This is a genomic window from Pseudomonas sp. Fl5BN2 (assembly GCF_009908205.1).
Lineage (GTDB): Bacteria > Pseudomonadota > Gammaproteobacteria > Pseudomonadales > Pseudomonadaceae > Aquipseudomonas.
The window spans coordinates 75,688-102,184 of sequence record NZ_JAAARL010000018.1 but is presented as its reverse complement, the minus strand read 5'-3'; the positions used below and the strand labels follow the sequence as shown (position 1 = coordinate 102,184).

The following is a 26,497-nucleotide window of genomic DNA, read 5'->3' as shown; positions in this document are numbered from 1 at the left end:
ATGGGTCAGCGCTGGGCTTGCAGTACCTTTTGATAAAACCGCCATTCCTGCTCCAAGGCGTGGGCCTGGTTGCTGGCCTTGCGGAAGCCATGACGCTCATCCGGATAATAATGGGCTTCGGCGGCGATGCCCTGGTCTTGCAGCGCCTTGAGCATGTCGCGGGTTTGCTTGGGCACCACCACCGCGTCCAGTTCGCCTTGGAAAAACACCACGGGCACGCTGATATTTCCGGCATGCAGCAGCGGTGTACGAGCATGGTAGCGCTCTCTGTCTTGCTGAGGATCGCCGATCAGCCAGTCCAGGTAATCACCCTCGAACTTGTGGGTGGCCCGCGCCAGGGCAATGGGATCGCTGACCCCATAGAGGCTGGCGCCGGCACAAAAGACCTTGGCGAAGGCCAGGGCGCAAAGGGTGGTGTAGCCCCCCGCGCTGCCACCTCGGATGAACGCCTGCTGTGGGTCGACCAACCCCTGTTCGTCAAGATAAGCCACCACCGCGCAGGCATCTTCCACGTCCACTTCACCCCAGCGCAGGTGCAGTGCTTGCCGATAAGCCCGGCCATAACCACTGCTGCCCCGGTAGTTCAGATCGGCGACGGCAAAGCCGCGTTGGGTCCAGAACTGGATACGCGGGTCGAGCATCGGGTAGCAGGCAGACGTCGGACCGCCGTGGATGAACACCACCAGTGGCGGTCTGTTGACACCGTTCATGGCCGGATAGAAGAAACCGTGGGCCTGTCCTCCGCCGCTGGGATAGCGCAGGGTTTGCGGACGACTGATGCGTTCCGCCGGTAACGGCGCGACGCCACCCGCCAGCACGTGAACCTGCTGTGTTTTGCGTTCGATGGCGATGACTGCCGAGGGACTGACAGGGGAGGCCGCGATGCAATACAGGTAGCGCTGATCCAGCGCCAGGCTGCGAAAGCGGCTGTAGCTACCGGTGAAGTCCTGCTGCGAACCATCGTCATTGCGCAGTCCGAGGCGGCCAAAACCTTCCTCGCTCCAACTGGCCAACCAGGCGTCGCCACCCAGGGGCATCCAGGTGCAGCCGCCCAGTTGCCAGGGCGCCGGCGCATGATCCGCAGCAGCGCAGGGCAGTGGTCGTAAACCGCTATCTGACTCGGCCCATGGTTGCCAGAAACCCTGGCGATCGCTGAGGCAGTAGAGCCGATTGTGCTGATCGAAGCGCGGCTGTTGCAGCGACTCTTCCTGGCCTTCTCCCGCCAGGCAACGAGGGTCGCCCCAGGAGCCATTGGTCAGGCGTTCGGCGAGCATCAGGCGGGTGCTGGTCCAGGGTTGATGGGGGCGGTCCCATTCGATCCAGGCCAGGCGTTGGCCATCTGGGCTCAGGGTTGGGGCTGCATAGAAGTCGGCCCCGGCGGCGAGTAGATTGCGGCGCCCGGTTTCTATGTCGATGGCCACCAGGCGATGTTCGCTGGCGCATTCTTCGACGGCCAAGACCTGGCCAGCGTGATAGTGCAGATCACCGTAGCGGCAGTCGCCTTGGGTCAGGGCCGCAGGAGCGCCGCCTGCCAGGGGCTGCCGATACAGTTGCTGGTCCGCTTCGTTGACGAACAGCAGCATGTCATTGCTGAGGCAAAAGGCGCCGCCACCGTATTCGTAAACCCGGCTGCGCACGCTGAAACCCGACGGCGTCAGGCATTGGGCCTGGCCTTCCTGCCAATGCCAGATTCGGCAACTGGCATCTGTGGGGCGGTATTCATTCCAGAACACGCCATTGGCCGTCAGTTGCAGCTCGGCAAAATCGACCCCGGATGCTGTGGCTTGGCTGGCGCTGAAGGGCTCAGCCCTTGGCGATGAGGCGTGAGTTTCGTTCATTGCGGAAGGCCAGTTGCTCAATGGTTTGGGTGGCGGTTTCGGATTCTTCACGGGCCTTGAGAATCATCCCGTGGTGTTCCGATTTACTGCACACCGGGTCGGCGTTGCTGGCATCCCCGGTGAGCATGAAGGCCTGGCAGCGACAGCCACCGAAGTCCTTTTCCTTTTCGTCGCAGGAGCGGCAAGGCTCCGGCATCCAGTCGTACCCGCGAAAGCGGTTGAAGCCGAAGGAGTCGTACCAGATGTGCTGCATGCTGTGGTCGCGCACATTGGGAAACTGCACCGGCATCTGCCGCGCGCCGTGGCAGGGCAGGGCGGTGCCGTCCGGGGTCACGGTGAGGAAGATGCTGCCCCAGCCGTTCATGCAGGCTTTGGGGCGTTCTTCGTAGTAGTCCGGGGTGACGAAAATCAGCTTGCACGGATGCCCTTGGGCTTCCAGCTTGGCGCGGTACTCGTTGGTGATCCGTTCAGCGCGGACCAGTTGTTCCTTGGTCGGCAGCAGGCCGAGGCGATTGAGCTGGGCCCAGCCATAGAACTGGCAGGTGGCGAGCTCGACGAAGTCGGCTTCCAGGGCAATGCACAGCTCGATGATGCGGTCGATCTTGTCGATGTTGTGCCGATGGGTGACGAAGTTCAGCACCATCGGATAGCCGTGGGCCTTGACTGCGCGGGCCATCTCCAGCTTCTGGGCGAAGGCTTTTTTCGAGCCGGCCAGCAGGTTGTTCACCTGTTCGTCGCTGGCCTGGAAGCTGATCTGGATGTGGTCCAGGCCGGCTTTCTTGAAGTCGCTGATTTTCTGCTCGGTCAGGCCGATGCCCGAGGTGATCAGGTTGGTATAGAACCCTAGCTGGCGTGCCTCGCCGATCAGTTCGGCAAGGTCCTGGCGCACCAGTGGCTCGCCGCCGGAGAAGCCCAGTTGCGCCGCGCCCATCTCCCGCGCTTCGCGGAATACCTTGATCCACTGTTCGGTGCTCAGCTCCTTGCCCTGGTCGGCGAAATCCAGGGGATTGGAGCAATACGGGCATTGCAGCGGGCAGCGATAGGTCAGTTCGGCCAGCAACCACAGCGGCAGGCCGACTTCCGGCTTGCTCGGTACTGGCGCCGACTCAGCCGAGTTCGATCCAGTGTTGAGCACGGGCGACCTCCATGAACTGCTCGATATCCTCACCGAGCTCGGGCACCCCCGGGAACTGGAGCTCCAGCTCAGCGATGACTGCTGCCACGTTGCGCTCGCCATCGATCAGGCCGCCAATCAGCGCGGCGCTGTCATTGAGTTTGATCATGCCTTCCGGGTACAGCAGCACGTGGCCTTTCTGCGCCGGTTCGTACTGGAAGCGGTAGCCGGGACGCCAGCGTGGTGTTTTGCTGCGGTCGAAACTCATAGGGTGATTCCCTTATGCCAAACCCGCTGATCGGTGACGCTGTGATAGGGCGGGCGGTTCAATTCATAGGCCATGCTCATGGCGTCGAGCATGCTCCAAAGGATGTCCAGTTTGAACTGGAGAATTTCCAGCATGCGTTCCTGGCCCGCACGGGTGGTGTAGTGCTGCAGGGTGATGGCCAGGCCGTGTTCTACATCTCGCCGGGCCTGGCCCAGACGGGTGCGGAAGTACTCGTAGCCGGCCGGGTCGATCCAGGGGTAGTGCTGGGGCCAGCTGTCCAGGCGCGACTGGTGGATCTGAGGGGCGAACAGTTCGGTCAAGGAACTGCTGGCGGCCTCCTGCCAACTGGCCCGGCGGGCGAAGTTGACGTAGGCGTCCACGGCAAAGCGCACGCCGGGCAGCACCAGTTCCTGGGAGCGCAGCTGGTCCGGGTCCAGGCCCACGGCCTGGCCCAGGCGCAGCCAGGCTTCGATGCCGCCGTCTTCGCCCGGGGCGCCATCATGATCCAGCAGGCGCTGAATCCACTCGCGACGAACTTCCCGGTCCGGACAGTTGGCGAGGATCGCCGCGTCCTTCATGGGGATATTCACCTGATAGTAGAAGCGGTTGGCGACCCAGCCCTGGATCTGTTCGCGGGTCGCCCGGCCTTCATACATCGCCACGTGATAGGGGTGATGGATGTGGTAGTAGGCGCCTTTGGCGCGCAGTGCCTGCTCGAATTCGGCGGGGGACAGGGGGATATCAGTCATGTTGATTCTCCGGGTGCTTGGGCCTCTTTGCGGGCAAGCCCGCTCCTACGCAAATGGCCCCAAGATTCTGCGGTCGAGCTTGTGGGCGATCCGGCCTACAGCTCAATACTCATTCCGTCGTAAGCCACTTCCACCTTTCGGCGTACCAGTTCGGCACGTTCGGCGGAGTCTTCATCGAGGATCGGGTTGGTGTTGTTGATGTGGATCAGCACCTTGCGTTGGCGAGGTAGCTGCTCCAGCACTTCAAGCATGCCACCCGCGCCGTTCTGGGCCAGGTGGCCCATTTCCCGGCCAGTGCGAGTGCCGACGCCACGGCGCTGCATTTCATCGTCTTCCCACAAGGTGCCATCCAGCAGCAGGCAGTCGCTGGCGGCCATGATTTCCAGCAAGGCCGCGTCTACCTTGCCCAGTCCTGGTGCGTAGAAGAGCTTACCGCCGCTGCGCAGGTCCTCGACGATCAGGCCGATATTGTCCCCTGGATGTGGGTCGAAGCGATGGGGCGAATAGGGCGGTGCGGCACTGCGCAGGGGCAGTGGAGTGAAGCGCAGGTTGGGGCAGGCCGGGACGCTGAAGCTCTGGTCGAGTTCGATGCGGTTCCAGTTCAGGCCGCCGTTCCAGTGGCTGAGCATCTTGAACAGTGGGAACCCGGTGCTCAGGTCTTCATGGACCATGTCGGTGCACCAGACCTGATGCGGGCAGCCTTCGCGCAGGCTGAGCAGGCCGGTGGTGTGGTCAATCTGGCTGTCCATGAGAATGATCGCGCCGATCCCGGTGTCTCGCAGTGCGCGGCCCGGTTGCATGGGGGCGAAGCTCTGCAGTTGGGCGCGGATGTCCGGGGAGGCGTTGCACAACACCCAGTTCACGCCATCATCGGAAATCGCTATGGACGATTGGGTACGCGCCTGGGCCCGCAGGCTGCCGTCGCGAAACCCTGCGCAGTTCACGCAGTTGCAGTTCCACTGCGGAAAACCACCGCCGGCGGCGGAACCTAGAATCTGGACGAACATGGATGCTCCCTGGGGTGACGACTTAAAAAGGTGGAGAACTGAAAATAAAAACGCCCCGGACGGGCCGAGGCGTTGCGCTGCGTTTTCTGGCCAGAGGCAGAAATCAGCGGCTGGCGAAGTACATGGTGACTTCGAAGCCGATACGCAGGTCGGTGTAGGCAGGTTTGGACCAAGTCATAAAAATGCTCCTTTGAGGTGGGTGGGACGGGTGTTGCCTATACATATAGTCCACCTCCGGCGGGAGATGTTCAGATGCTTAGGGGCCTATCTTACTAAATTCCCGCTGCAGGTTGCCCGCAATTCTAAAGAAAGCTCATTGCAGCGTTGGTAATGATCATTCTGCCGCTTGCCATGGCGAACCCGGGCAAGGGCCGTTGGCCAGAGCCTGCCAGCCACCTGTAGCGCTTTTCAGGCCCCTGGCGGCCTGGACCATGGCCGCAGGTGTAAGGGCGTCGATGCAGGCTTGCAACTGTTGCAGGTAATCCGACGGGTGGCCGGCCAGCTTTGCTTGCCACAGCAGCTCTGCCGCTTGCTCCAAGGATAGCTCCTCAGGGTGAAACTGCCGGACCAGAGCCTGTCGCTGATCGTTCCAGGCGTGCTCGGTGAGCATCTGGAGTTGTTCTGGCAGGCGTTGCAGGTATTCCTCAAGGTGCTGAAGTATTTCCGCGAGCGTTGCGCTGGGGGACTGTACGCCGAGCAGCAGGCCGGTCTGGCCATTACGCTGGCGGATTGCGCTGAACACGGCATAACCCAACTGCAATTCGACGCGCAAACGCTGATAGAGCGGCGTCTGGCAGAGTTGGCCCAGCAGGCGCCAGGCCGCTTCATCTGCAAGAGTTCGGGTGGCTGTCGGGCAGAACAGCAGCAGGGCCTGCTCACTGGACTCCCCGGGCAACGCTTGCCAGCGGTAGCTGACGTCCGTTGGTGACGGTTGGCAGAGGCTGGCGTCTGCGGTACCTGGCATGTGATGCAGCGCCCGGCTGAGGGTTTCTTGAGTGCTGGACGGTAGCCCCAGGGCTAGCCCATCCCAGCGGGCCTTGGCCCACAGCGCTTGCAGTGTCTGCGGACCGGGAGTTGCCGGGCTGGCGGCCAGTGGCTGTTCACTGAAGGTTTTGAGCAACTGTCGGATGGGCATCAATGATGCCTTGCCTGTCGTGATTGCGCTGTGCTGCCAGAATGACTCCGCTGGGCAGCCCAAGGTCTTCAGGGCCTGTTGCAGCACAGCAGGCATGGGTTGATGCAGGCCGCTCAGTTTCAGCAGCCAGTCCTCACTGCAGGTGGAGAAACTCAGCTCCACACCTGCTTGACGAGCATCGCGACTCAATGGCTCCAGACTATCGAGTAATCGGCTGTGCAGGCCGGCCGGTGCAGGCGCTGCCAGGCGCCAGCGCAAAATCAGTGCCCCTGCGGAACCGTCCACGGGCAGTGCCTGGCTGAAGTTCAGTGCCGAGTTTTCTTTGCGGCCTCGGGAGCGATCCTGGGCAAAGCTACGCAAGCCACGGTGAGCGCTGGTCTGCCCGCGAATCAGTCCGGCCCTGGGCGCTTCGGTCGTGCTGCGCAGGAAGGGATTGGCAGAGGGCAGGCTCCAGACACTGCTGAAGTTATCCACAGCCCGGGGCTGCAACTGCTTGAGCAGAGCCTTGAGAGCAGCTAGTCCTTGTTCATCCAGCTCATCGGCTGCCTGTTGGCTGTCCCGCCGCGCCAGTGCCAGGGCGCTGCTGACCAGGCGCTGGCGTTGTTGCAGCAAGGCATATTCTTCACGCAATTCTGGCCAATCGGCCTGGGCGCTGAAGAAGCCCAGCCACTCCATCAATAATCTGTGGACCTGGGCCGGTGTTGCCAGATCTTCAGTGCCCAGGCCGAACTCCAGGTGCAGCAGGGCTTGCCCGGAAAACTGATACAGCGGTTGCGCTTTCAGGCTGTGGGCCAGTCGGCGTTGCTGGAGCTCGGCGAGCAGTCCTCCGGGCTTGGCGGATTGCAGCCAGGTGCAAAGAAAGTCCAGCGCCGATGCTGCACCTTCTGGCAGCTGTTCGAGGGTGAACAGCAGATCCAGGCGTTGTGCATCGACCTGTTGATAACTCTGCGAGCCCGTTGTCAGCAGGGCGGGTGGCGGGTTCTGTGCAAGGCGCTGGCCGCTCGGCAAGTCGGCACCGTAGCGTTCGGCCAGGGCGCGCAGCTCTTCCAGCGGCTGCGGTCCGGCAAGGCTCAGGGTCATTTGCCCGGTCTGGTAGAAATCACGATAGAACTGCTGCAGTGCCTCCTGAAAGCTGCTGTTGGGCAGGTTCAAGCTGTAGCGGTTGCCGGCGTGAAAGGCGCGCAACGGGTGCGCGGCGGACAGGCCATTGAACAGCGCGAACTGGCGTTGCGCGGTGGCATCCCGGGACCAGGCAATGAACTCTGCGTGCAGGACTTCTCGCTCCCGGAGCTGATCTTCCAGGTGCATGCGCGGACGGGCGAGCATGTCACACAGGCGTTCCAGGCCACCGGCAAAGGCGGCAACCGGCAGTTCGAAAAAGAACTCGGTGCAGCGCTCACAGGTCTTGGCGTTCAACTGCCCGCCCTGGGTGCGCACATAGGCCATCAACCCCTGGTCGGCGGGAAAGCGTTCGGTACCGAGAAACAGCAGATGCTCAAGAAAGTGCGCCAGGCCCGGCCAGGCCAGAGGCACATCGTGGCTGCCGGCAGCTACCCGCAGCACAGCCGCACAGCGCTTCAAATGGGGAGCATGACGCAGGGAAACCTGCAGGCCGTTGGCCAGGGTTTCCAAGTGAGGCAAAGGGTGGTTCAGCGCGGGCATGAGCACTTCCAAGACAGAGATGCGCTCATGCTAGCGGATATCCCGGGATCAGCGCTTGCTCAGGTCGTCGTAAAGCTCGGGGCGGCGATCGGCGAGATAGCGGTTGAGCCGCCGGGATTCAGCCATCAACGGGCGCTCCAGAGTGCCGATGATCAAGGCCTCGTCGAGCCCGGCCAGGGCAATTCGGCTCCCGTCGGGAGCGGCGATGCTGCTTTGGCCGCAATAGCGGATCTGCTCTTCCCGTCCGCAGTAGTTGGCGTACGCCACGTAGCACTGGTTCTCGAAAGCCCGGGCACGAATCGTCACATCGGCGACGAAGTCATAGGGAATCATGTTCGCCGTCGGCACCAGAATCAGCTCGGCCCCCGCCAGTGCCAGGCGCCGGGCGTTCTCCGGAAACTCGATGTCGTAGCAGATCAGAAAGCCGAGTTTCCAGCCGTCGAGTTCGACCACGGGGAAGTCATTGTCACCGGCGCTGAACATCGAGTGGTCGAGGTCACCGAACAGGTGGGTCTTGCGGTAGTTGCACAAGCGCTGGCCATTGGCGTCGATCAACTGCACAGCGTTGTAGATCTGGCCATCGGCGCCGCGCTCCGGGTAGCCGTAGAGAATCGCTGTGCCGGCGGCTTGTGCAATGGCGGCAATGCGCTGGGCCGAAGGGCCATCCTGGGCTTGCGCCAGAGCACCGACCGCTTCGACACCGATGTTGTAGCCACTGAGGAACATCTCCGGCAGCACCAGCAGATCAGCATCGGTAGCTTCCATGGCTACCTGATGCAAGCGTTGCAGATTACCGGTCACATCCAGCGGCAGTGGCGGACACTGATACAAGGCGACACGCATGGCCTTTACTCCTCTCAGTTGCGGAACCGGCCACCACTGTAGCCGATGTCGCCGGCCCGGGCCGGGTTCGCTCTGTAAGCCCCGCCGGGGCCTCCTGCGTTCGCAAGCACCGCCCCGGCTTCAGGCTTCAATCAGCCAGAGCAATCGGCCCGATCTCATGGAATACATCCCCCGGCCCCGGGTTCTCGGCGTGAGTGGCACCGCCGAAATGTTTCATGATTCCCCATACGGCGTTGAGCGAAGTCTGCACTGCGCCCTCGACCCAGGCTGGAGTCCAGGACACATCGTCACCGGCGATGAAGATGCCCCGCTGTTCGGCGGGCATCTGCTCTTGCATGAAGTGCGCATACATCCGCTGGTTGTAGCGGTAGTGGCCCGGCAGCGCGCCCTTGAATGCGCCGAGGAAGTGCGGATCGGCCTCCCAGGATACGGTGATCGGGTCGCCGATGATGCGGCTGGCGATATCCACCTTCGGGTAGATCTTCTTCAGCGCGTCCAGGGCCAGTTTCACGCGCTTTTCCACTGGCTGTGGAAGCATCTTCAAGGCGTCGCTCATCCACGAGTAGGACAGGCAGATCACTCCCGGCTTGTCGTCGCCGTTGTCGAACAGGTAGGTGCCGCGGGTCAGGCGATCGGTGAGGGTCATGCTCATCAGGTCGCGGCCGGTTTCCGGGTCCTTGTCCTTCCAGAACGGGCGGTCGACCATAACGAAGGTCTTCGACGATTGCATGTAGCGGGTGCGGTCCAGGGCCATCCACATCTTCTGCGAGAACAGCGATTCCTCGCATTCGATCTGGGTGGTCAACAGCCAGCTCTGGCAAGTGGTCAGCACTGCGGCGTATTCCCGAGTGTCACCCCAATTGTCGGTGACGCTGAAGCGGCCATCGGCAGCCCGGGCAATGCGCTTGACCCCAGTGCGCGGTGCGCCGTGGTGCAGTGAGCTGAGGCTGGTGCCGGCTGGCCAGTGGGCGCAACGCTCCGGCACATGGCGCCAGATGCCCAGGGGCACTTGCTCGACTCCGCCCACCACCAAGTGCTGGTGGTCGTCGCAGTTGGTCATCACTACGCGGAAGATTTCCAGCATCGAGTTGGGGAAGTCGGAATCCCAGCCGCCGGTGCCGAAGCCCACCTGACCGAACACTTCGCGATGATGGAACGAGAGCTTGGCGAAGGCCTTCGAGGTGGCGACGAAGTCGTAGAACGTGCGGTCATCCCACAACGGCACCAAGGTGTTCCACAGTTCCTTGAGGCGCGGTACATCGCGGTCACGGATGGCCTGCTGGATCTCGCCGAAGCGCGAGCCGTCCTCCAGGGCGTCGGCCCAGGCGTCGGCAACTTCCTGGAACAGGGCGGGCAGGTCGGCGAGCTTCTGTGCGTAGTGAGTCTGGCCTTCGAGGTCGATGACCGTGCTGCCAGAAGCCGGGGTCAGCGGGTTGGGAAAGGGTTTGGTCTGCAGGCCGAGCTTGTCGACATAGTGATAGAAGGCCGTGGATGACACTGGGAAACGCATGCCGCCCAACTCGGCAATGATCCCCTCGGCGCCTTCGAAGGCCTGGGAGCGCAGGCGGCCACCCATCTTCGATGCTTCGTAGACCACCGGCTTGAGACCCAGCTTCATCAGCTCGTAGGCCGCCACCAGCCCGGCGATACCGGCACCGACAATCGCCACCTCGGTGCCATGCTGCGCTTCGGGAATACTGCCTAGACCGGCGGGATGCTCGATCCAGTCGTCGAAGGCAAAAGGGAAGTCCGGGCCGAAAATGGTGATCGGCTTTTTACCGTCTGCAGGATGGCGATTGTTCTTGTTCATGGCTGACCTTGGCGGGCGGCTCAGCAGCGTGCTGAGTATAGGAAAAGATGGTAGCCATTCTAGAGAGGGTGAAACACGTAGATAAGACGCAATCTGTCGTCGTTATGTGCTGTTATTTATCAATATGACGAATTCGTTTAGCGAATCGACGAACTGTTTGCCTGGTGATCTCACAGCGCATGCCCGCGATCAATCTTGCTGCTGAGGATGATCGAGGTGGTGGTCTTCTCCACACCGTCGACGCTACCGATCTGGTCCAGCAACTGGTCCAGTTGTTCCGGCGAGTCAGTGCGCAGCCAGGCCACGTAGTCGAATTCGCCGCTGACCGCACACAGTTGCTGAACCTGGGCCATGCCACTCAGGCGGCGCAGTACTTCCTTGCCGGAGCGGGGCTGGACCTTGATCCCTACATAGGCCTGCAAACCGCCATCGACCACCCGTTGACCCAGGCGCACACCGTAGCCGGTGATGACCCGGGTCTTCTCCAGGCGTGCCAGGCGCGAGGTGACGGTGGTGCGGGCAATGCCCAATTGCCTGGCCAGCATTGCCACGCTTTCGCGAGCGTTGATCTGCAGCGCGGCGATCAACTGACGATCGACTTCGTCAAGAACAGGAGGGCGGCTATCGGACAAGGTGGGCTCCAGCACGGCTATCGAGGAGCGGACATGTTACAGCCTCGCGCAGACCATCGCTTCCGATCCCTGTGTGATGGCTGGGCCGGCGACGGCTCTTACCCGAAGATGAATTTTTTTGAAACAAATAGCCTGCGACAAGTTGTCATAAGTAACTAGTTAGTACATTCTCGCGATCTGGTTTTACAGATGGGAGAGATTTCACGATGAAAAACACTGGGGCTGCCGGGGGCAGCAAATGGTTGCTCGCGGGGTTGGGCAGCCTGATTGCCTTGATCGGGCTGGGCCTTGTCGGCGGCGGGGGCTACCTCGTCAGCTTGGGAGGCAGTGCCTACTTCCTGTTGATGGGCCTGGCGATGCTGGTTTCCGGGTGGTTGATCGCTCGGCGTAAGCCGCGTGGCGCCTGGCTATATGCCGTGGCCTTGGTGCTGACAGCCATCTGGGCGGTTTGGGATGCGGGCCTGGAGTATTGGCCATTGGTCTCCCGGGTACTGACCTTCGCCGTGATTGGCCTGGTGGTGGCGCTGATCTACCCGGCTCTGGTGCGTGCCTCCGGCGCCCGTGCGGGGCGCGGCGCTTATGGATTGGCGGGGCTTTTGGGGATCGGCGTAGTGGCCACCCTGGCCTATATGTTCGTGCCGACCCATGTGGTCAAGGCGGCTAGCGTGCCGGCTCTCCAACCGGTGGCTCCGGGCTCTGAGCAAAAGGATTGGGCCCACTGGGGCAATACCACCGCGGGCAACCGTTTCGCCGCGCTGGACCAGATCAACAAGGGCAATATCGACAAGCTGCAGGTGGCCTGGACCTTCCGCACCGGCGATATCCCTGAAAGCACCGGAGCGGGTGCGGAAGACCAGAACACGCCGTTGCAGATCGGTGACACGGTTTACACCTGCACCGCCTACGGCAAAGTGTTTGCCCTGGACGCCGACACTGGCACCGAGCGCTGGAAGTTCGATCCACAAGGTTATGCGCCCAACTGGCAGCGTTGCCGTGGCCTGGGCTATTTCGATGCCTCTGCAGCCCCTGTCGTCGAATCTTCAGCAGCCCCGGCCACCTGCTCCAAGCGCCTGTTCTTGCCGACCGGCGATGCGCGACTGATCGCGATCAATGCTGAAACCGGCAAGCCCTGTGAAGAGTTCGGGGTAAAGGGCACTGTCGACCTGAAAACCGATATGGGCGAGATCAAGCCGGGTTACTACCAGCAGACTTCGACCCCCCTGGTGGCGGGGACTGTAGTGATAGTCGGCGGTCGTGTGGCGGACAACTTCTCCACTGGCGAACCTCCGGGCGTAGTGCGCGCCTATGACGTGCGCAGCGGCGAACTGATGTGGGCCTGGGATCCGGGCAACCCCAACACCACCAAGCGTCCTCCTGCGGGCGAGACCTATACCCGCGGCACCCCGAACGTCTGGTCAGCGATGTCCTATGACGCCAAGCTGGGCCTGGTGTACCTGCCTACCGGTAACGCCACTCCGGACTTCTTTGGCGGTCAACGCACCGAGTTCGATGACAAGTGGAACTCCTCGATCGTCGCCCTCGATGTGAAGACTGGTCAGGTGCGCTGGCATTTCCAGACCACCCACCATGATCTCTGGGATTTCGACCTGCCAGCACAACCGTTGTTGTACGACATTGCGGACGACAAGGGCGGCGTACAACCGGCACTGGCGCAAGTCACCAAGCAGGGTGAGATCTTCCTGCTCAACCGCGAGACCGGAAAACCCATCGCGCGGGTGGAGGAGCGTCCGGTGCCTCAGGGCAATGTCCCGGGTGAGCGTTATTCGCCGACCCAGCCGTTCTCGGTGGAGATGCCTTCGATCGGCAACCAGACTTTGAGCGAATCCGATATGTGGGGCGCCACGCCGTTCGACCAACTGATGTGCCGCATCCAGTTCAAGGGCATGCGCCATGAGGGTGTGTACACCCCGCCGGGCCTGGATCATGCATTGCAATTCCCGGGTTCCCTGGGTGGCATGAACTGGGGCAGCGTGTCGCTGGACCCCACCAGCAACTACATGTTCGTCAACGACATGCGCCTGGGGCTGGCCAACTACATGATCCCTCGGGACCAGATCGCTGCCGGTGCCAGTGGCATCGAAATGGGTGTGGTGCCTCAGGAAGGCACACCGTTCGGCGCCATGCGCCAGCGCTTCCTCTCGGCTGCCGGCATTCCTTGCCAGAAGCCGCCGTTCGGTACCATGTCGGCCATCGACCTGAAGACCAAGAAACTGGTGTGGCAGGTGCCGGTTGGCACGGTGCAGGACACTGGCCCGCTGGGGATCCGCATGCACTTGCCGATTCCAATCGGCATGCCTACGCTGGGCGCTTCCCTGGCGACCCAATCCGGCTTGCTGTTCTTCGCCGGTACCCAGGACTTCTACCTGCGGGCGTTTGATACCGGTAACGGCAATGAGATCTGGAAGGCACGTTTGCCAGTGGGCAGCCAGTCCGGACCCATGACTTATGTGTCGCCCAAGACCGGGCGCCAGTACATCCTGTTTACGGCGGGTGGGGCTCGTCAGTCGACGGACCGTGGCGACTACGTGATTGCCTATGCGTTACCCCGGTAATCACTGAAGTACCCAAGCATGAAAAAGCCGCGCACTGCGCGGCTTTTTCATTGCTGAAGGACGTGCTCTTCAGCCCTGGGTGACCTGGGCGAAGGCTTGGCGAAAACGCTGCATGTCCTGTTCGGAACCGACGCTGACTCTGGCCCAGTTCGGCCATCCATTCCAGACCCGACCGATTTTCACATGCTGCGCGGCCAGGGCATCGACGATCTCCTGGGCGGGGCGCCGAACGTCGATCATGAAGCAATTGGCCTGTGAGGCGGTGCAGGTGAAACCGCGCTCTTGCAGCCAGGCGATGGTTTCGTCGCGCAGTTGATTGTTGTGTCGTTTGCGCTCGGCAAGCAGCCCCGACTCTTCAAGGCTGGCGATGCCCCCCAGCAGAGTCGAGGCGGCCGGCACGTTGTAACCGCCGAAGATTTCCAGACGCTTGAGCAGCGCGGGTTGGCCCACGGCGAAGCCCAGCCGTGCACCGGCCATGCCGTAGATCTTGGAAAAGGTCCGCAGCACCAGCAGTTCCGGCTGCTGCTTGACCAGGGGAATGCAGGTGTCGGCTTCGGAGAAGTCGATATAGGCCTCGTCGATCACCAGCACCGCTCCCTTGGGCTTTCGTGCCAGGGCTTGTTCGATATCTTTGCGGGGCGTCAGGGTGCCGGTGGGGTTGTTCGGATTGCACAGGTAGATCAGCCCGGGGCTGCGGTCGACAGCGAGCATGGCTGGCAGATTGTGGCGGTGATCAGTGTCGAGGGGGACTTCGTGCACTTGGACCTTCCGGCTTTCGGCGGCCTCTCTGGGCGCTTCATAGGAAGGGCTGGCCATCACCAGGCTGCCGTTCTGGGTAAAAGCCATCACCGCGTGCTGCAGCGCGGCCTTGGAACCGCAGAAACTTTGTACGTGATCTTCGGGAATGCCCTGTTGCCGGGCGAAGAGCGCGTTGAGGCGGTACTGAGTCTTGTAGGGATAGCGGCCACTGAGGGCGATGCCTTGTTGCATCGCATGGTGGGCGTTTCGAGAGGGCCCCCAGGGGCTTTCGTTGAAGTTGATCAGGGCATCGTCGGAGGAAGGCAGGATTGGTAGCGGGGTGGGCTCGGCGGCCTGGCTCCATCCAGGCAATGACAGCAGCGGCAGGGCTGTTGCGAGCCCCACCAGTGATCGGCGTGTGATCTCAACCATTGATAAATCCTTTTGTCATCGCGAAAGACGTCTCTACGTCTTTTGTCCTGCTTGGACATGGATATGACGATGACTTGCGAGCGGGATTTAAGGTGGCGGTTTAATACCTCGGCGTGGATCACAGAGATCGCAAGGCATGAAAAAGCCGCGCAATGCGCGGCTTTGAATGTGGTGGGCCCACACGGACTTGAACCGTGGACCAAAGGATTATGAGCCCGTAAAAGTAGTCTGATATGCCTGGTGTTCTCCAGTATCGCTATGTTTTTAAATGATATTTAAGGATATGTGGGATACGTTTCCGCTTCAGGTGTGGACGGAATGTGGACGTTGGCCGCTGCGACAGTACAGTGAAGCGCTTTGAAACCCTCCACCGCCTATGTAGTTGGCTACAGGCTGCAGCCAGCCTGGATTTCGTAGCTTTGGCCTCGCCTGATCAAATTCGACCAGGTCAGCAATTTTTGGAGCAGTCCCGGTTTTGAAAACAGGGGGTCTGCCGTGTTTTTCAAGTTTTCGTCCAGGCTGGCCGGGGCTCTTATAATTACCGCCTCAACATAGATGCCACGGCGTGTCGCGCAAGCGCATGACATTTCTCTGCATAACCTTGCACACGGTGCAATTGCTAAACGTCCCGCAGACCTCGCAGCGGGCCTGGGCGGGCCTATGGTTTGCACCACCCCTTGGCTTTGCACAAAAAAACGACGCAAAGCCCGTCGGCGGGAGGGGGATAAGTGGTTTTTCAGGTGTTTTTTTCTTAGTCAGACGAATTTCGCCGTCTCCGCTAGGAGCGTGGACGCTATCCGCTGATCCGGGGCAATGTGATGGTGAACTCAGAGAACAACGCCGAGCTTAGTAGGAACGCCAATGTAGCTAGATTATAGGTGGGGATGCCTCTTGACCCATTACCACCGTTACTGGACCCAACGCTGGCGGGGATCGCTGTGACTGGGTTCGTGTAAGGTGGATTGAGTACATCGACGGCCGCGCTATGCTCAGCCTTGGTTACGCCGCTTGGGATAGAAATTGTCAGCATCGACGAGACACAAATGATGTCCCGTCGATGTTCTTCAGTTATTTACCGAGTTTCTCCAGGAAGCTTATCGGTGAAGTACAGAGGGTGTTGCTTGACTATTCGCCTTGCTGGAACCAATGCTTGCAACTCGCTACTCAAAGTGCTTGTAGCTACTAGGCCTGCTCCAAACATCTTCGTTAGCGTATCGACCCAAGGAACACCAACTACCGTAGCTATTAAACCCGTACCATTTGCCAAATACGCCCCACCCACTGCGCCTAGCCCCACCTTACAAATTGCGGCAATCCTTAGTTTTTCCCACTCTGTAGCTAATTTCTCCTTAGCAACTCTAAATTCAAGATTTAAATTTACAAGTGCCTTTTGATAAGTGTCGGGCTCAAGACTTGAAGCTTTTCCTTGCAACTGGATAGATCGCTTTAAGTAAGCCCGTAAGTTATTCATCCCTGGCAGTATGTACTTTCGAAGCTTCTGGACTTCATTCCAACTCATTTCCTTCAAGACGCTCTGAAACTCCACAGGTTCTAGAATATCAAAATCAAGCTGCATAGGCCCCTGGCTGAACTCCACCTCTACGGATTGATGCTGAGTTAATAGCGATCCAAACTCTGCACTGGCATTGAGTATTCTTTGATTTGGCAGATCAAACGCAAGCGGAGTCAAGCCCAAAGCGTTAGATAGACGTAAGAACTTTAGTGCTCGACCTAGTCTCAGGGTTGCAAATATTGACCACTCGTCATCCACATCAGAAAACCTCGCAGGAGGGCGCGTCTCGATCATTTCATACTTTGATTTGAAATTTTTCACCGACAATACGCCACCTAGCATATAGCCGCTAATCCCTAATGGGGGCTTACTCTGCTGATACCTATCTGGGGCTGCCGCTTCAATGAGGCTGGCACTAGTAATCGCGCTATGCCATATCAAATAATTCATACCTGCATCGAGAGTTGGAAGAGGCCCTGCTGGGGTTAACCGAACTACCCCTCTACTTCGTAAACTTGAAGTATCCGACAAAATACGTTCCATTCCATCCAAATAATCCGGAGTCCGAGGGAAATCGTTGCGATTAGCCCACCCCACAGACATACCGTTTGGAAACTTCTCAATGACCTCCATATTATTGACTAATGCACGGTCAACGGGATTGACCAAAGTTACAGAATCAAAAAATAGAATTGCTTTTTTTATGGCAACATCACTTGGAGAGTTATCCGCAGGGACAATCAGAGCATCAAAGCTTTCAGCCATAAAACTTCTCCCGCCAATTTTAATTTTCTGAAGCAAAAATATTTTTTCTGCGAATGGATTACAGCACAAACCCTGCCCTGCTAGGAATATCCAAGTAGGAGCTTAAAATTTATGAGTTGACGGGGAGTATCAGTGGGGATCAGAGCGTGATCGGTTTCAGTTTCGTTGCTAGAACCAAAGCTTGTGCCGCTTTCTCTGTGAATGCTGTCGCGTCAGTCGAGCTTGGCGTTGGCCCTGGTGCGTGGGTGTGGGCAGCCAACTGGATGTTCATCTGCTGCAGCAGGTCGAGCATATCGCTCACTACCTGAAACAAATTCACACTGCCGGACCCGATCCAATTCTTCGACGCCAACAACTGCTGACTCACACCCGCCACGCTTTTGCGCAGCCCCTGAATCCTTTCCTCCATGTCGCCACCCACCGTGGCGTTGTGCTTCTGGCCCACCACCAGGTTCAGGTCGCGGCCGGTGGCCTGGTGCAGGTCATCTACGGCCGCCAGGCTTGCGGACCCGCCCGACAGCAGCTTGAGCGCGCCCAGTGCCTCGATCGTCTTGATCCCACCCACTGACTCTTTCGAATGGTCGTCGACCGTCCTGGTGTGATTCTGGAAGCTCTCGATGTTCTCCAGGGCTTCCACTTCGCGCTCGATCGCCTTGTCCTGGATCTTGCCATCGGTTTGGCGCAACCAGTTGCCATCGGCGTCGACGCGCTGCTGGCACGCCTCGCTGTGCTGCCAGACCTGGTCGCCTTTCGGCACCCGGGGCAGGCTCAGGCCGTGCGGCAGGATCTGGGTAATAAAGGGCTTGTTCGGCATGCCATAGGCGAAGCTGACCACAACGGTGGTGCCTTCCTCGGGGAAGCCGAACATGCCGGCTTCTTGCCCGCCCATCGGCGCCGGCAGCGGCAGGCCGCTCAGGATCGGTAGCGCTGGATCTGGTTCCCCGTCGGGCAGCAGCACTTCGACGTCGACGCCAAAGCGCGGCCGGAAGTCGTCGCACAGCCCGGGCGCCGCCGGCGCATCCGGAACGGCCACCACCCGGCCAAAGCGTGGCAGGTGGTAACCGCCAGTGAGTTCGGGGAATTGCCGCTCTACGCTGCGACGGATTGCGTCGTCCATTTGATCGCCATTTGGTTGCCGGCAAGGGTCACGCTGGTGATTCTCTCGCCCTGGTTGAAGGTAGCGCCCGGGCGAAGTCCTGGAAGGACCGCAACCACTGCGCTCTGATTGCCCTGGTAGCCGTCAAACAGCCCGTTGGGCAGCTGCAGCGGTGCCCGGGTGCCGAAGAAACTGTCGGCCCAACTGCCCACAAAGACTTCGCCGTCGCCCTGCTGTTGCCAGATAAAGTCGGGGATGTTGAACACCTGGGCCAGGCTGTCCATGGCCAGGTAGCCGGTGGCCAGGCTGTAGAAGAACGGCGCCTTAACCCTGGCGTACGGCTGATCAGGCGCCCGAAAGCGAAGCCCGGTTTTGGTGCTGATCTCGGCCAGCACCGCCTGCAGGTCGACGTGGCGCAGGTTGAGCGGCAGCGGGTTGGCCAGGATCGCCGCCAGTTCGCGGCAGACCAAGATCTGCTGCATCGCATTAACCGCGGTCGATCGCTCGACGTAGCCGATGAAATGGCGCTGCAGCGTGCGCTCGTTGTAGCCGATATCCAGCGTTACCAGGCCTTTGACCGGGGCCCCGGCCTGGATAGTGAATGTCGCCCGGCCGGGGCTTTTGCTGTCCAGCCGCACGTCGTCCTTGACCAGGACATAGGCCTGGCCACCGATTGTCAGCACCTTGTGCAGTTTCATGCCTTGCCGCCGCCCAGGTAGTCATCCACCTTTTTCAGGACCGATTCAAAGCCGCTCAGCTCCTGGGCAGCCTCGCCGGTACCGCTGCCACCTTCACCACTCACGGCCTGCCCGGGCGCCGCTTGCGCGCTGACCGCATTGCCGGCGCGGCGCTTCTCGACCTTTTCCGGGTTCGACAGCTTTTCGGACAGGGTGAACTGGACCAGCCAGGCGTTCAGCGAGTCATCTTGTCGGGCGCTGACCCCCTCTGAAAACTGCACCTCGCGGATGCCAAAGGCTGCGGCCGTGTCGTTGACTATGCGGTACATCTTGAGCTGGCCACCGCCGGCGGTGGCCTCGGCCAGGCGCATCAGGTCGCGCAGCTGCACCTGGTCAACAAATGGAATCATCAGCGTGACTGCCAGGGTCTTGGGCTTGAAGCCCTTGTGGGCCGTCTCGGTGTTGCTGGTTTGGCCAGACAGGTCGTCGCTTTCAATACGCAGGTTGGCGGTGACCTTAAGCCGCTTGCCCCGGACTTGCTGGCCGTCGAGTAAAAGCGTCATAGGCCCACCAGTTCACGAACAAAGCTCAGGCCCTGGTGCGACCCAACCAGCAGCACACCGGCAGACAGCACCCATTCATGCCCCGGGGCGTCGCCCTCGAGCAGGGACCGGCGCAGCTCGGTGGTGTTGCCGGGGCCCAGGATCCGCGCGCGCATGCTGTGGTCTGCATTGCCGCCGGCGAGCAACGCTTTCAAGTCGTTCAGTTGCTGGTCGCGGCCCTGCTGCTGAGCGGCCTTGCGGCCCGCCAGTGCAGCCAGGTCACCCATGGGCGAGCTGTCGGCCGCGTAGCTTTCCAGCACGGCGATCTGACCGGCCATCGATTGCTTGGCTGCTTTGACCACCGTGCAGCGCTCCAGGGGCAACGACTGCCAACGGGGCAGCGGGCCGGCCTGGGGCATCACCCACTTTTCAGTCTCCAGCTGGGCCAGGTGACGAGCACGTCGCTCAGTGCGCACCAGGTCAGGAATCGGCAACAGCGCATTGAAGCGCGCCAGGGTGTCGGCCAACTGGTCGTAGCGCGTGCCCAGGAACAGGATCGACAGCGCGTACTGCGGCCCGATCGGCAAGCCGCCGTCGCCGGCGTCGGTCAGTTTGTCGGCCAGCTGCTGCAGCAAGTTGGGCGCGGACAGAAAACGCTGATGCCCACGGCCCTGGCCGATCCCGCTTTGAAACGGGGTCACCGCCAGGCACGCCGGCGCGTCGCCCATCTGGCCGGCCAGTGCGGCGCGACCGGCGGCGATCGCGCCTGCAGCAGCGGCGCCGACCGGCCCCGGGTTGGTGCTGGCCATACCGTCCAGGCCCGCCAGGCGTTGCGCGGTGCTGGCCAACTCGCCGCCGGCCAGGTCCTTGGCTGCAGACAACTCGCCCATCCACTGGGTGGCCTGCTCAGGCCAGCGCATGGTCACCGGTGCCCAGGTATTCACTGAACGCTCTCCCAGGTCACCGCCTCGATCGCCGCGAGATCACCGGCGGCCAGGGCCTTGTCCAACTGTTGCTTGAGCTGGTTCGCCTTGCGCAGTAGCTGCAATTTAAATGCGGTGAAGTCATCACCCACCTGGCGGATCTGCGCCAAGGTATGGTCTCGAAAGTCTTTAACTCCGGCCTCGTCACGGCAGGCATACAAAGTATCCAGCCCAGCAAGAATGACGCCGGTCAGGTTCAATTGATCATCCAGCTGGCTGTTATAGAGGTAGGGAGCGCCCAGGGCACTGGACCAAAAGCCGCCCGTTATTGCCAACTCGCACGAACGATTGATTGCTTCAAATTGACTGTTGTAGAGCCGTTTCAATTGATCGTCCAAAGGCATGGGTGGCGGGTCGATCAAGATCGGCAGGCCCTCGAGGTCATGCCCTCGGACCTTTCCCGGAGCAGGCTCAGCAATAACAGATAGATACCGCTCCTCGCTGATTAGCTTGGCATCCTCTGGCATGACGCTGTGTACGCGAGTCAAGTAGGTGCAACCGGTCAGTTGGCTGTAGTAACGGCTCATGTTTATCAGTTCCCGATCAGGAAAAGTTTTGCCGGCAGGCTGGCCCTGCCGACATAGGAAGGGGTAATAGATGAGCCGCTAACCACCATGCTGGTGGTCGTTGGAACGCCTTCGAAATAAAGCGAGCTCGTAAGGGTGCCCGCGATTTGCGGTAGCCCCGCACAGCCAAGGAACTGAGTGGGGAAAGCCATCGGGTAGGGAACGGTGGTGCCTCCTGACGCTGATGTCGTAAAGCTGACCCATTGAATGATCAGCCCACCCAGCCATACGGGAAACACGATGTAGCCGTTTGTTGTGAAGCTGACCGTGAAACCCCAACGCATTTTTTTTGAAGTGATATAGGCCGTGTCGTCGGTCCCTGCGTTGGCTTGTGCCTGGGTAGCCACCTTTGCACCACCTGGTACCGCCTCGGTGGCCTGAGTCGCAGCCACGGTTATGACCACATCGGTGGAACCGTCAAAATCGACATTCCCCGTAACGGCGCCATTGAGGGAGATCTTGCGCAAAGCCGCGAGTTTGGCCGCTTTGCCGACCACTGTTACACCTGACACGACATTGGCGATAGCAGCCCAAATCACGGTAGCGGCAGCTTTCACCGCCTTCGTGGTGGCCAGAATGGCGCTGCTGTTGGTATCCGGGTCGTCGCTCAAAGCATTGGGCAGATTGCCCAGTTCGACGTCGTCCTTTGTGGTTGCACGGGCCCGCAGGTTCACGTAATCACCTACGCGAGCAGCGAAATGCTGCACCAGCGGCCCGCCGATCGCCTCTACAGAGCGGCGGTCAGAAAGGGCATTCACGCTGGCAAGGTCGGCGATGGGCACGCAATAGTGTTTTACGCCGCCACTATCGATGTAGTCCGGGCATTCGGCCGCACACACCACTTGCCAGCTGGCCACCGCATCGTTCTGCTCTCGCTGAAGCGAAACATCAAGCCAAGCCGTTGTGGGGAACACTGGTGGCACGATCGGCAAAGCCACTGCACTGTCCAACCGAATACCTTCGATGTACGCAGTGCCCGGTTTGACTTGATACGTGGCTCCGACCTTTTCCATTTGCAGCGAACTGCCGAAGAAACAGGCACGGCCAAACACGTCACGATTGCTCAGCCGCTCGCGCTCATCGATGCCGGCCAGTCGTACGGTGAAGTCATGCTGCCAGGTGTTGGCATCGATGGTGATTCCGGTCAGCGCCTGGGCGCCGTCGAACACCACCAGGAAGTTGCGGGTCAGGTTGTTACCGATCTGCAGCGGCGGGATGTTCCGGCGCTTCTGCTGGAGTGGCACATAGGCCACGGCAAACAACACTCCCTCGGACGTCTCCAGTCCGATCCAGTTGAAGTCCCAGTCGCCGATGTCGGAACCGATCTGTGCGCTGTACACGACCTGGTTAGGGTTCACATAGCCGGCCTGGTCGTCTCCGATTGGTTGGGTGTGGACGATCTGCGCGGCAGCTGGTCTACCTGCAGCGCGATCCACCAAACCACCTGTGTCTAAGCCGGGTACATGGGCAAAAATGAATCGAGAGACTTTCAGCCCTGTGTTGGCGGCTTGTTTTTGGGCGATCAGGTTTTCACCTGCAAGGGTAATGCTGGCTCCCATGGGGGCTCCTACAGGCTGGCGACCAGCGTTTGCTGATCGTCGTGGAAGTGAACGATGGTGGCCGACAGGCGCACCGGTGTGATGGTCGAGAAGTCGTATCGCCTGCAGGTGCGCCCGTATTGCTGGATCAGCACACGCAGCAGCTCGGGGTTCTGCGACAGTTGCGAGTCAGAGAAGCGGAGCAGCACCACATCCCAGTCCCGATCCGGCTCACGCTCCTCGATCTCGACGTAGCCCACGCCCAGGCGCTCCAGGATGCGTTTCATCCCGGCCGTGCTGCCGGCGTCCACGGCGTTGATGAATGCGTACTTGACCCGTAGCCGGTACAAGCTTTCGGGCTCGCCCTTAAAGCGGCTGATGTCGCGCTGCCAGGCCAACAGGTCGAGCACCACCAGGTGACAGGTGTCGGCGTCCATCTGCAGCAAGGGCCAGCGCAGCCAGCCCTCGACCTTTTCCCACCAGGCCTGTGCGGCCTGTTTGAGCTTTGTAAGCTCAGTGCCGGCCAGCCAGAACTTCAGGTTGATCTTAATCACGCAGCACCACCTGCAGGCTCTGGATCCGGGGAATGTTCAGCTCGGCCAGAATGTCGTCGGTGGCAAAGTGCAGCGACTCGATGCCGGCGAACTGCTGGTGCAGCTCCTCGGCCAGGCGGCTAAAGGAGAAGCGCGACTGTGGATAAGTCAGGGTCGGCTGGTAGTCACTGGCGGTGCTCTCGCGGAATGCGGCCCTGATGAACTGCTCGGCCTCGTCCTGCAGCTTTTGCCGCTGCTCGACGGTGACGGTTGAACGTGGCCAGATTTCCACCTGCAGCGCGTGGAAGGTCTCCGGCATCACCATCACCAGCAGGTCATCCCCGTGGCCATGGTTTCCCTGGTCGCGGATATGGGCGTTGATCTGCTCCAGGTACGTCGCCGCCGGCACACCGGCTTCGAACAACACAAAGGCGTTGGCACTGCCCGGGCCGCGTGGCGCGCCATGCTCGAAATAGACCCCGTCCGGCCGTACGCCCGGGAAGGTCGAGATCATGGCCCGGTATACCGCGTCGGTGTGCCATTGGTTGACCGCCGAGAACTGGTTTCGCACCCGCAAACGCAGCTCGTCGTTGGGCTCAGGATCTGCACCTGGTGCAATCAACCAACCGTCGTTATTGACCACCTGGGCGATACCCGGCACCGGCACGGGCAGGATGGCGTAGTAACCCGGGGCCAGGTTGTAGCCGGATCCGGCGTCGGTGGCCTTCACCGGGATCTCCAACTGCATCAGGCCATCGGTGAAGGCGCCGGCCACGGTGGTGGCCAGTTGGTAAACGTGGCCATTGATTGCTGCAGACTGGATCAGGGTTCCGGCGGGTACGACCAGGGCGCCGCCGGCGGTCATGCGGGTGAACAGCAGCACGCCCTCGGCCTTTGTCGCGCCCTTGCGTGTCACGTTAACCGCCCAGGCCAGCATATCCAGCCAGGCGCCGCCGGCGGTCTTGACGAAAAAGTTCGGCAGAACCGTGCTGACAAAGAAGTCGAGGATCCACATAACCGGCTTGGTCACCAGGGCGGTGACCACACGCCAGAACGGCGAATAAGTACTGGTGTTGCTCAGTTTGCAGCCCTGGGCCGCCACCTCGATCTCCCAGGCCTGGCGCAGGCCGGCCTCGGTGGTGGGAATGCCGGCGTCACTCAATGCCCGCTTGAAATCTACGTCGCTCACAACGTCACCTCGATATTGCCAAATTGCAGGGTGGTAGCCGTGACCAGGTACTGGCCTGGCTGCAGCTGGGTGATGAGTGCGGTGCCCGGCACCAGGCGCTCGTCCGACTCCACCAGCAGCTCCAGTTGCTGGATACAGTCACGCTGCCGGAGGCGATCACGCTCGGCGACCAGGGTCACCAACAGGCCGCTGTCGCGGATCATATGGGCGATGTCCTGGGCGATACTGGCCCGGTCCTCGATCAGCAGCGGCTGTCGGGACGGATCCAGCACCAGGTCGTTGTCGACGATCCAAAGGTCTATGTATTCGCTCATCCGCCCACCGACATGGCCATCATGTTTTCAAGCTCCAGCGGGGTCATGGCTTTCCCTGTGTGGATGTTCACGTTCTCAACGCGGGTGCCGCTGTTCTGGCTGCTGTTGTTCTGGATGCTGGTCAGCAGGCCGCCCGGGGGCACCGCGTTAGGCCGCGCCGGCGACAGGCTTGGAATGGCTCCGCTGATGGTCTGCTGGGCTTTCTGCGAAGCGCTGGCCACCTCTGCGGCGTTCACCGCCTGCTCGGCGCCGGGGATCTGCGGCATATCGCCCAGGCGGGCTTCGATATTCACGCCGGGGATCTTGTTGATCATCTCGATCAGGCCGTTGATGGCCTTCTGAAAGATGCCCACGATCCCGTCCCACGCGCCCTTGGCCATGCCGGCCCAGCCGCCCATTGAGTCGAACCAGTTAGAAAGCGCCTGCAGCTGCTCGAGCACCCACTTGAAGGCCTCGCTGTTGGTCAGGGCCGCGGTCCACTCGTCCCAGTAGTAGACGGCGGCGATCACGATCGCGACCAGGGCGGCAATGCCCATCACCACCACGCCGATCGGGTTCGCCGTCAACGCCACGTTGACCAACCAGATCACGCCCTGCCACAGCATCATGGCCACACGGATGATGCCCATGGTGGTGTAGAGCACGGTCAGACCCGCCACATAGACGGCGATCACCGCCGCCTGCAGGAGGAAACCCGCCACGGTGCGCAGGTTGATTAGCTGGACCACTTTCCAGATCGTCACCAGGGCCATCCAAGCCATGCGGCAGGCCCCGACAGCGAAGGTCAGAAAGGAAATGGTGGCGATGATCGCCAGGATGGTCAGCGTGGTGATGCCGATCACCCGGGTGATGTTCGGGAAAAGCTGAGTCCAGCGGGTCAGCGTGCCGGCGATGCTGGTCAGCTTGGCCATCAAGGGTGTCAGGATCGGAATCAGTGCCTGGCCGAAGGCAATGCGCAGCGCCTCGATCGCGGCCGCGAACTGTTGCCACGGGTCGACCATGGCCTGGGCCATCTTCTCGGCCTCTTCCAGGCCGCGCACCTTGCCCAGCTTGTCCATGCTGTTGCGCAGGCGGTCCGAGTCCTTGGCCAGCGCCCCGATCACCTGGGCGCCTTCGCCGCCGAAGGCCTCCATGAGTTTGGTGCCGGCCGATGCGCTGGTCAGGTCGCCCAGCTTGCCTTCCAGTTTGGCCATGATGTCGAGCATGGGCAGGGCCTTGCCCTGGTTGTCGGTGAACTTCATGCCCATCTTTTCAGACGCGGCGCCGAGGTTTTCAAAGAACGCCTTGTACCGGCCGCCGGCGTCGCCGCCTTCCATGGTGCTGCTGAGCGAGCCGATCACCGCGAACTGCTCGGCAATGTCGACGCCGCCGGCGGTGGCGATCGCCCCGACTTCCTTGAATGCGTCCTTGAGTTGCGCGCCGTCCGTGCGGAACAGCTGCACCGCAAGGGCCGTCTGGCCGCTCATTTTCTCGACCCATTCCGCCTTCCCCATGGCATCGGCCTGGCCCTTGAACAGGTTGTACATGGTGCCGACGTAGGCCCCCATGGTGTCTGCGTCCGATTTGGTGGCCTTGGCCAACAGGTTGCTGGCGTTGGTGAACGTCGCCAGCTGGCTGCCGGTCAGGCCCTTGATAGCGCCCTCGATGCTGTACGCCGAGGCCACAAAGTCCCGGGCGTTCTCGCCGTAGTTCACCGAGAACTCCAGGGCTTTCTGATTGAGCGAGGTCAACGCGTCCTCAGCCACGCCCAGCGATCGGACCTCGCCCAGGGCGCGGTTCATCTCCAGGGCGGGCTGCAGCGATTCATTGATGCCGACAAAAGCGCCCGTCATGCCTGCCAGGCCAAGCCCCATCGTCTTGATGTTCTTCTCGCTCTGTTCGGCCAGGTTGGAAAACCCTGTTTTAACCTTGCCCAACGGTGCGGTGACCTTGTCGGTCAGGGCCAGGATGAAGTCCAGGCGGGCGCTGCGGTCAGCCATG

Annotated in this window: 23 protein-coding genes; 1 reads left to right on the top strand and 22 read right to left on the bottom strand. The window is 61.0% G+C overall.

What is annotated here, in order from left to right; all coding sequences use genetic code 11:
• Positions 1–5 precede the first annotated feature (5 nt).
• From GV819_RS23800 to GV819_RS23755, 10 genes are all read right to left on the bottom strand, one after another.
• Positions 6–1,838, bottom strand: coding sequence for a S9 family peptidase (locus tag GV819_RS23800; protein ID WP_161758489.1), 1,833 nt, complete (start codon positions 1,836–1,838; stop codon positions 6–8).
• Positions 1,804–2,973 (bottom strand): pyrroloquinoline quinone biosynthesis protein PqqE, encoded by a 1,170-nt coding sequence (pqqE, locus tag GV819_RS23795; RefSeq protein WP_161758488.1) that lies wholly within the window; start codon positions 2,971–2,973, stop codon positions 1,804–1,806. The genes GV819_RS23800 and pqqE overlap by 35 nt, the downstream gene beginning before the upstream one ends.
• A complete protein-coding gene (gene pqqD / locus GV819_RS23790) occupies positions 2,945–3,220 on the bottom strand; it encodes a pyrroloquinoline quinone biosynthesis peptide chaperone PqqD (RefSeq protein WP_161758487.1) in 276 nt (91 codons plus the stop codon). Before pqqD ends, pqqE begins: the two co-directional genes overlap by 29 nt.
• Positions 3,217–3,969: a pyrroloquinoline-quinone synthase PqqC gene (gene pqqC, locus GV819_RS23785; RefSeq protein WP_161758486.1), complete on the bottom strand. Its 753-nt coding sequence runs from the start codon at positions 3,967–3,969 to the stop codon at positions 3,217–3,219. The genes pqqD and pqqC overlap by 4 nt, the downstream gene beginning before the upstream one ends.
• Before the next feature lie 95 nt (positions 3,970–4,064).
• Positions 4,065–4,976, bottom strand: coding sequence for a pyrroloquinoline quinone biosynthesis protein PqqB (gene pqqB, locus GV819_RS23780; protein WP_161758485.1), 912 nt, complete (start codon positions 4,974–4,976; stop codon positions 4,065–4,067).
• 103 nt (positions 4,977–5,079) lie between these two features.
• Positions 5,080–5,154, bottom strand: a complete 75-nt coding sequence (pqqA, locus tag GV819_RS23775) for a pyrroloquinoline quinone precursor peptide PqqA (RefSeq protein WP_003194766.1) — start codon at positions 5,152–5,154, stop codon at positions 5,080–5,082.
• Positions 5,155–5,310: 156 nt separating this feature from the next.
• Positions 5,311–7,773: a pyrroloquinoline quinone biosynthesis protein PqqF gene (gene pqqF / locus GV819_RS23770; protein ID WP_161758484.1), complete on the bottom strand. Its 2,463-nt coding sequence runs from the start codon at positions 7,771–7,773 to the stop codon at positions 5,311–5,313.
• A gap of 48 nt (positions 7,774–7,821) precedes the next feature.
• A complete protein-coding gene (locus GV819_RS23765; RefSeq protein ID WP_161758483.1) occupies positions 7,822–8,616 on the bottom strand; it encodes a carbon-nitrogen hydrolase family protein in 795 nt (264 codons plus the stop codon).
• A 127-nt stretch (positions 8,617–8,743) separates the two neighbouring features.
• The gene (locus tag GV819_RS23760) at positions 8,744–10,426 is read right to left on the bottom strand and encodes a flavin monoamine oxidase family protein (protein ID WP_161758482.1); all 1,683 of its coding nucleotides are present in this window, start codon (positions 10,424–10,426) and stop codon (positions 8,744–8,746) included.
• A 170-nt stretch (positions 10,427–10,596) separates the two neighbouring features.
• A complete protein-coding gene (locus GV819_RS23755) occupies positions 10,597–11,058 on the bottom strand; it encodes an Lrp/AsnC family transcriptional regulator (protein ID WP_011063845.1) in 462 nt (153 codons plus the stop codon).
• 206 nt (positions 11,059–11,264) lie between these two features.
• On the opposite strand from GV819_RS23755, the gene GV819_RS23750 reads away from it, so the two are divergent.
• Positions 11,265–13,631 carry a glucose/quinate/shikimate family membrane-bound PQQ-dependent dehydrogenase gene (locus GV819_RS23750; protein WP_161758481.1) on the top strand — a complete coding sequence of 789 codons (2,367 nt, stop codon included), beginning with the start codon at positions 11,265–11,267 and terminating at the stop codon, positions 13,629–13,631.
• 69 nt (positions 13,632–13,700) lie between these two features.
• Here GV819_RS23750 and ptaA read toward each other — a convergent pair whose 3' ends face one another.
• The 12 genes from ptaA to GV819_RS23690 form a co-directional block, all read right to left on the bottom strand.
• Complete coding sequence (gene ptaA, locus GV819_RS23745) at positions 13,701–14,801, bottom strand: pyoverdine biosynthesis transaminase PtaA (protein ID WP_161758480.1); 1,101 nt, start codon at positions 14,799–14,801, stop codon at positions 13,701–13,703.
• A gap of 1,072 nt (positions 14,802–15,873) precedes the next feature.
• Positions 15,874–17,079 (bottom strand): hypothetical protein, encoded by a 1,206-nt coding sequence (locus tag GV819_RS23740; protein ID WP_161758479.1) that lies wholly within the window; start codon positions 17,077–17,079, stop codon positions 15,874–15,876.
• 139 nt (positions 17,080–17,218) lie between these two features.
• On the bottom strand, positions 17,219–18,196 hold the full coding sequence (locus tag GV819_RS23735) for a hypothetical protein (RefSeq protein WP_161758478.1): 978 nt from the start codon (positions 18,194–18,196) through the stop codon (positions 17,219–17,221).
• Complete coding sequence (locus GV819_RS23730) at positions 18,169–18,873, bottom strand: hypothetical protein (RefSeq protein ID WP_161758477.1); 705 nt, start codon at positions 18,871–18,873, stop codon at positions 18,169–18,171. The genes GV819_RS23735 and GV819_RS23730 overlap by 28 nt, the downstream gene beginning before the upstream one ends.
• A complete protein-coding gene (locus tag GV819_RS23725; protein WP_161758476.1) occupies positions 18,870–19,415 on the bottom strand; it encodes a DNA-binding protein in 546 nt (181 codons plus the stop codon). The genes GV819_RS23730 and GV819_RS23725 overlap by 4 nt, the downstream gene beginning before the upstream one ends.
• Positions 19,412–20,314, bottom strand: coding sequence for a hypothetical protein (locus GV819_RS23720; protein WP_161758543.1), 903 nt, complete (start codon positions 20,312–20,314; stop codon positions 19,412–19,414). Before GV819_RS23720 ends, GV819_RS23725 begins: the two co-directional genes overlap by 4 nt.
• A 20-nt stretch (positions 20,315–20,334) precedes the next feature.
• On the bottom strand, positions 20,335–20,904 hold the full coding sequence (locus tag GV819_RS23715) for a hypothetical protein (protein ID WP_161758475.1): 570 nt from the start codon (positions 20,902–20,904) through the stop codon (positions 20,335–20,337).
• Between the two features lie 5 nt (positions 20,905–20,909).
• Positions 20,910–22,502 carry a phage tail-collar fiber domain-containing protein gene (locus GV819_RS23710; RefSeq protein ID WP_161758474.1) on the bottom strand — a complete coding sequence of 531 codons (1,593 nt, stop codon included), beginning with the start codon at positions 22,500–22,502 and terminating at the stop codon, positions 20,910–20,912.
• 8 nt (positions 22,503–22,510) lie between these two features.
• Positions 22,511–23,035 (bottom strand): phage tail protein, encoded by a 525-nt coding sequence (locus tag GV819_RS23705; protein WP_161758473.1) that lies wholly within the window; start codon positions 23,033–23,035, stop codon positions 22,511–22,513.
• Complete coding sequence (locus GV819_RS23700) at positions 23,028–24,203, bottom strand: baseplate J/gp47 family protein (RefSeq protein WP_161758472.1); 1,176 nt, start codon at positions 24,201–24,203, stop codon at positions 23,028–23,030. The genes GV819_RS23705 and GV819_RS23700 overlap by 8 nt, the downstream gene beginning before the upstream one ends.
• Positions 24,200–24,517: a DUF2590 family protein gene (locus GV819_RS23695; protein ID WP_161758471.1), complete on the bottom strand. Its 318-nt coding sequence runs from the start codon at positions 24,515–24,517 to the stop codon at positions 24,200–24,202. The genes GV819_RS23700 and GV819_RS23695 overlap by 4 nt, the downstream gene beginning before the upstream one ends.
• Positions 24,514–26,496 (bottom strand): phage tail tape measure protein, encoded by a 1,983-nt coding sequence (locus tag GV819_RS23690; RefSeq protein WP_161758470.1) that lies wholly within the window; start codon positions 26,494–26,496, stop codon positions 24,514–24,516. The genes GV819_RS23695 and GV819_RS23690 overlap by 4 nt, the downstream gene beginning before the upstream one ends.
• Position 26,497: the final 1 nt, after the last annotated feature.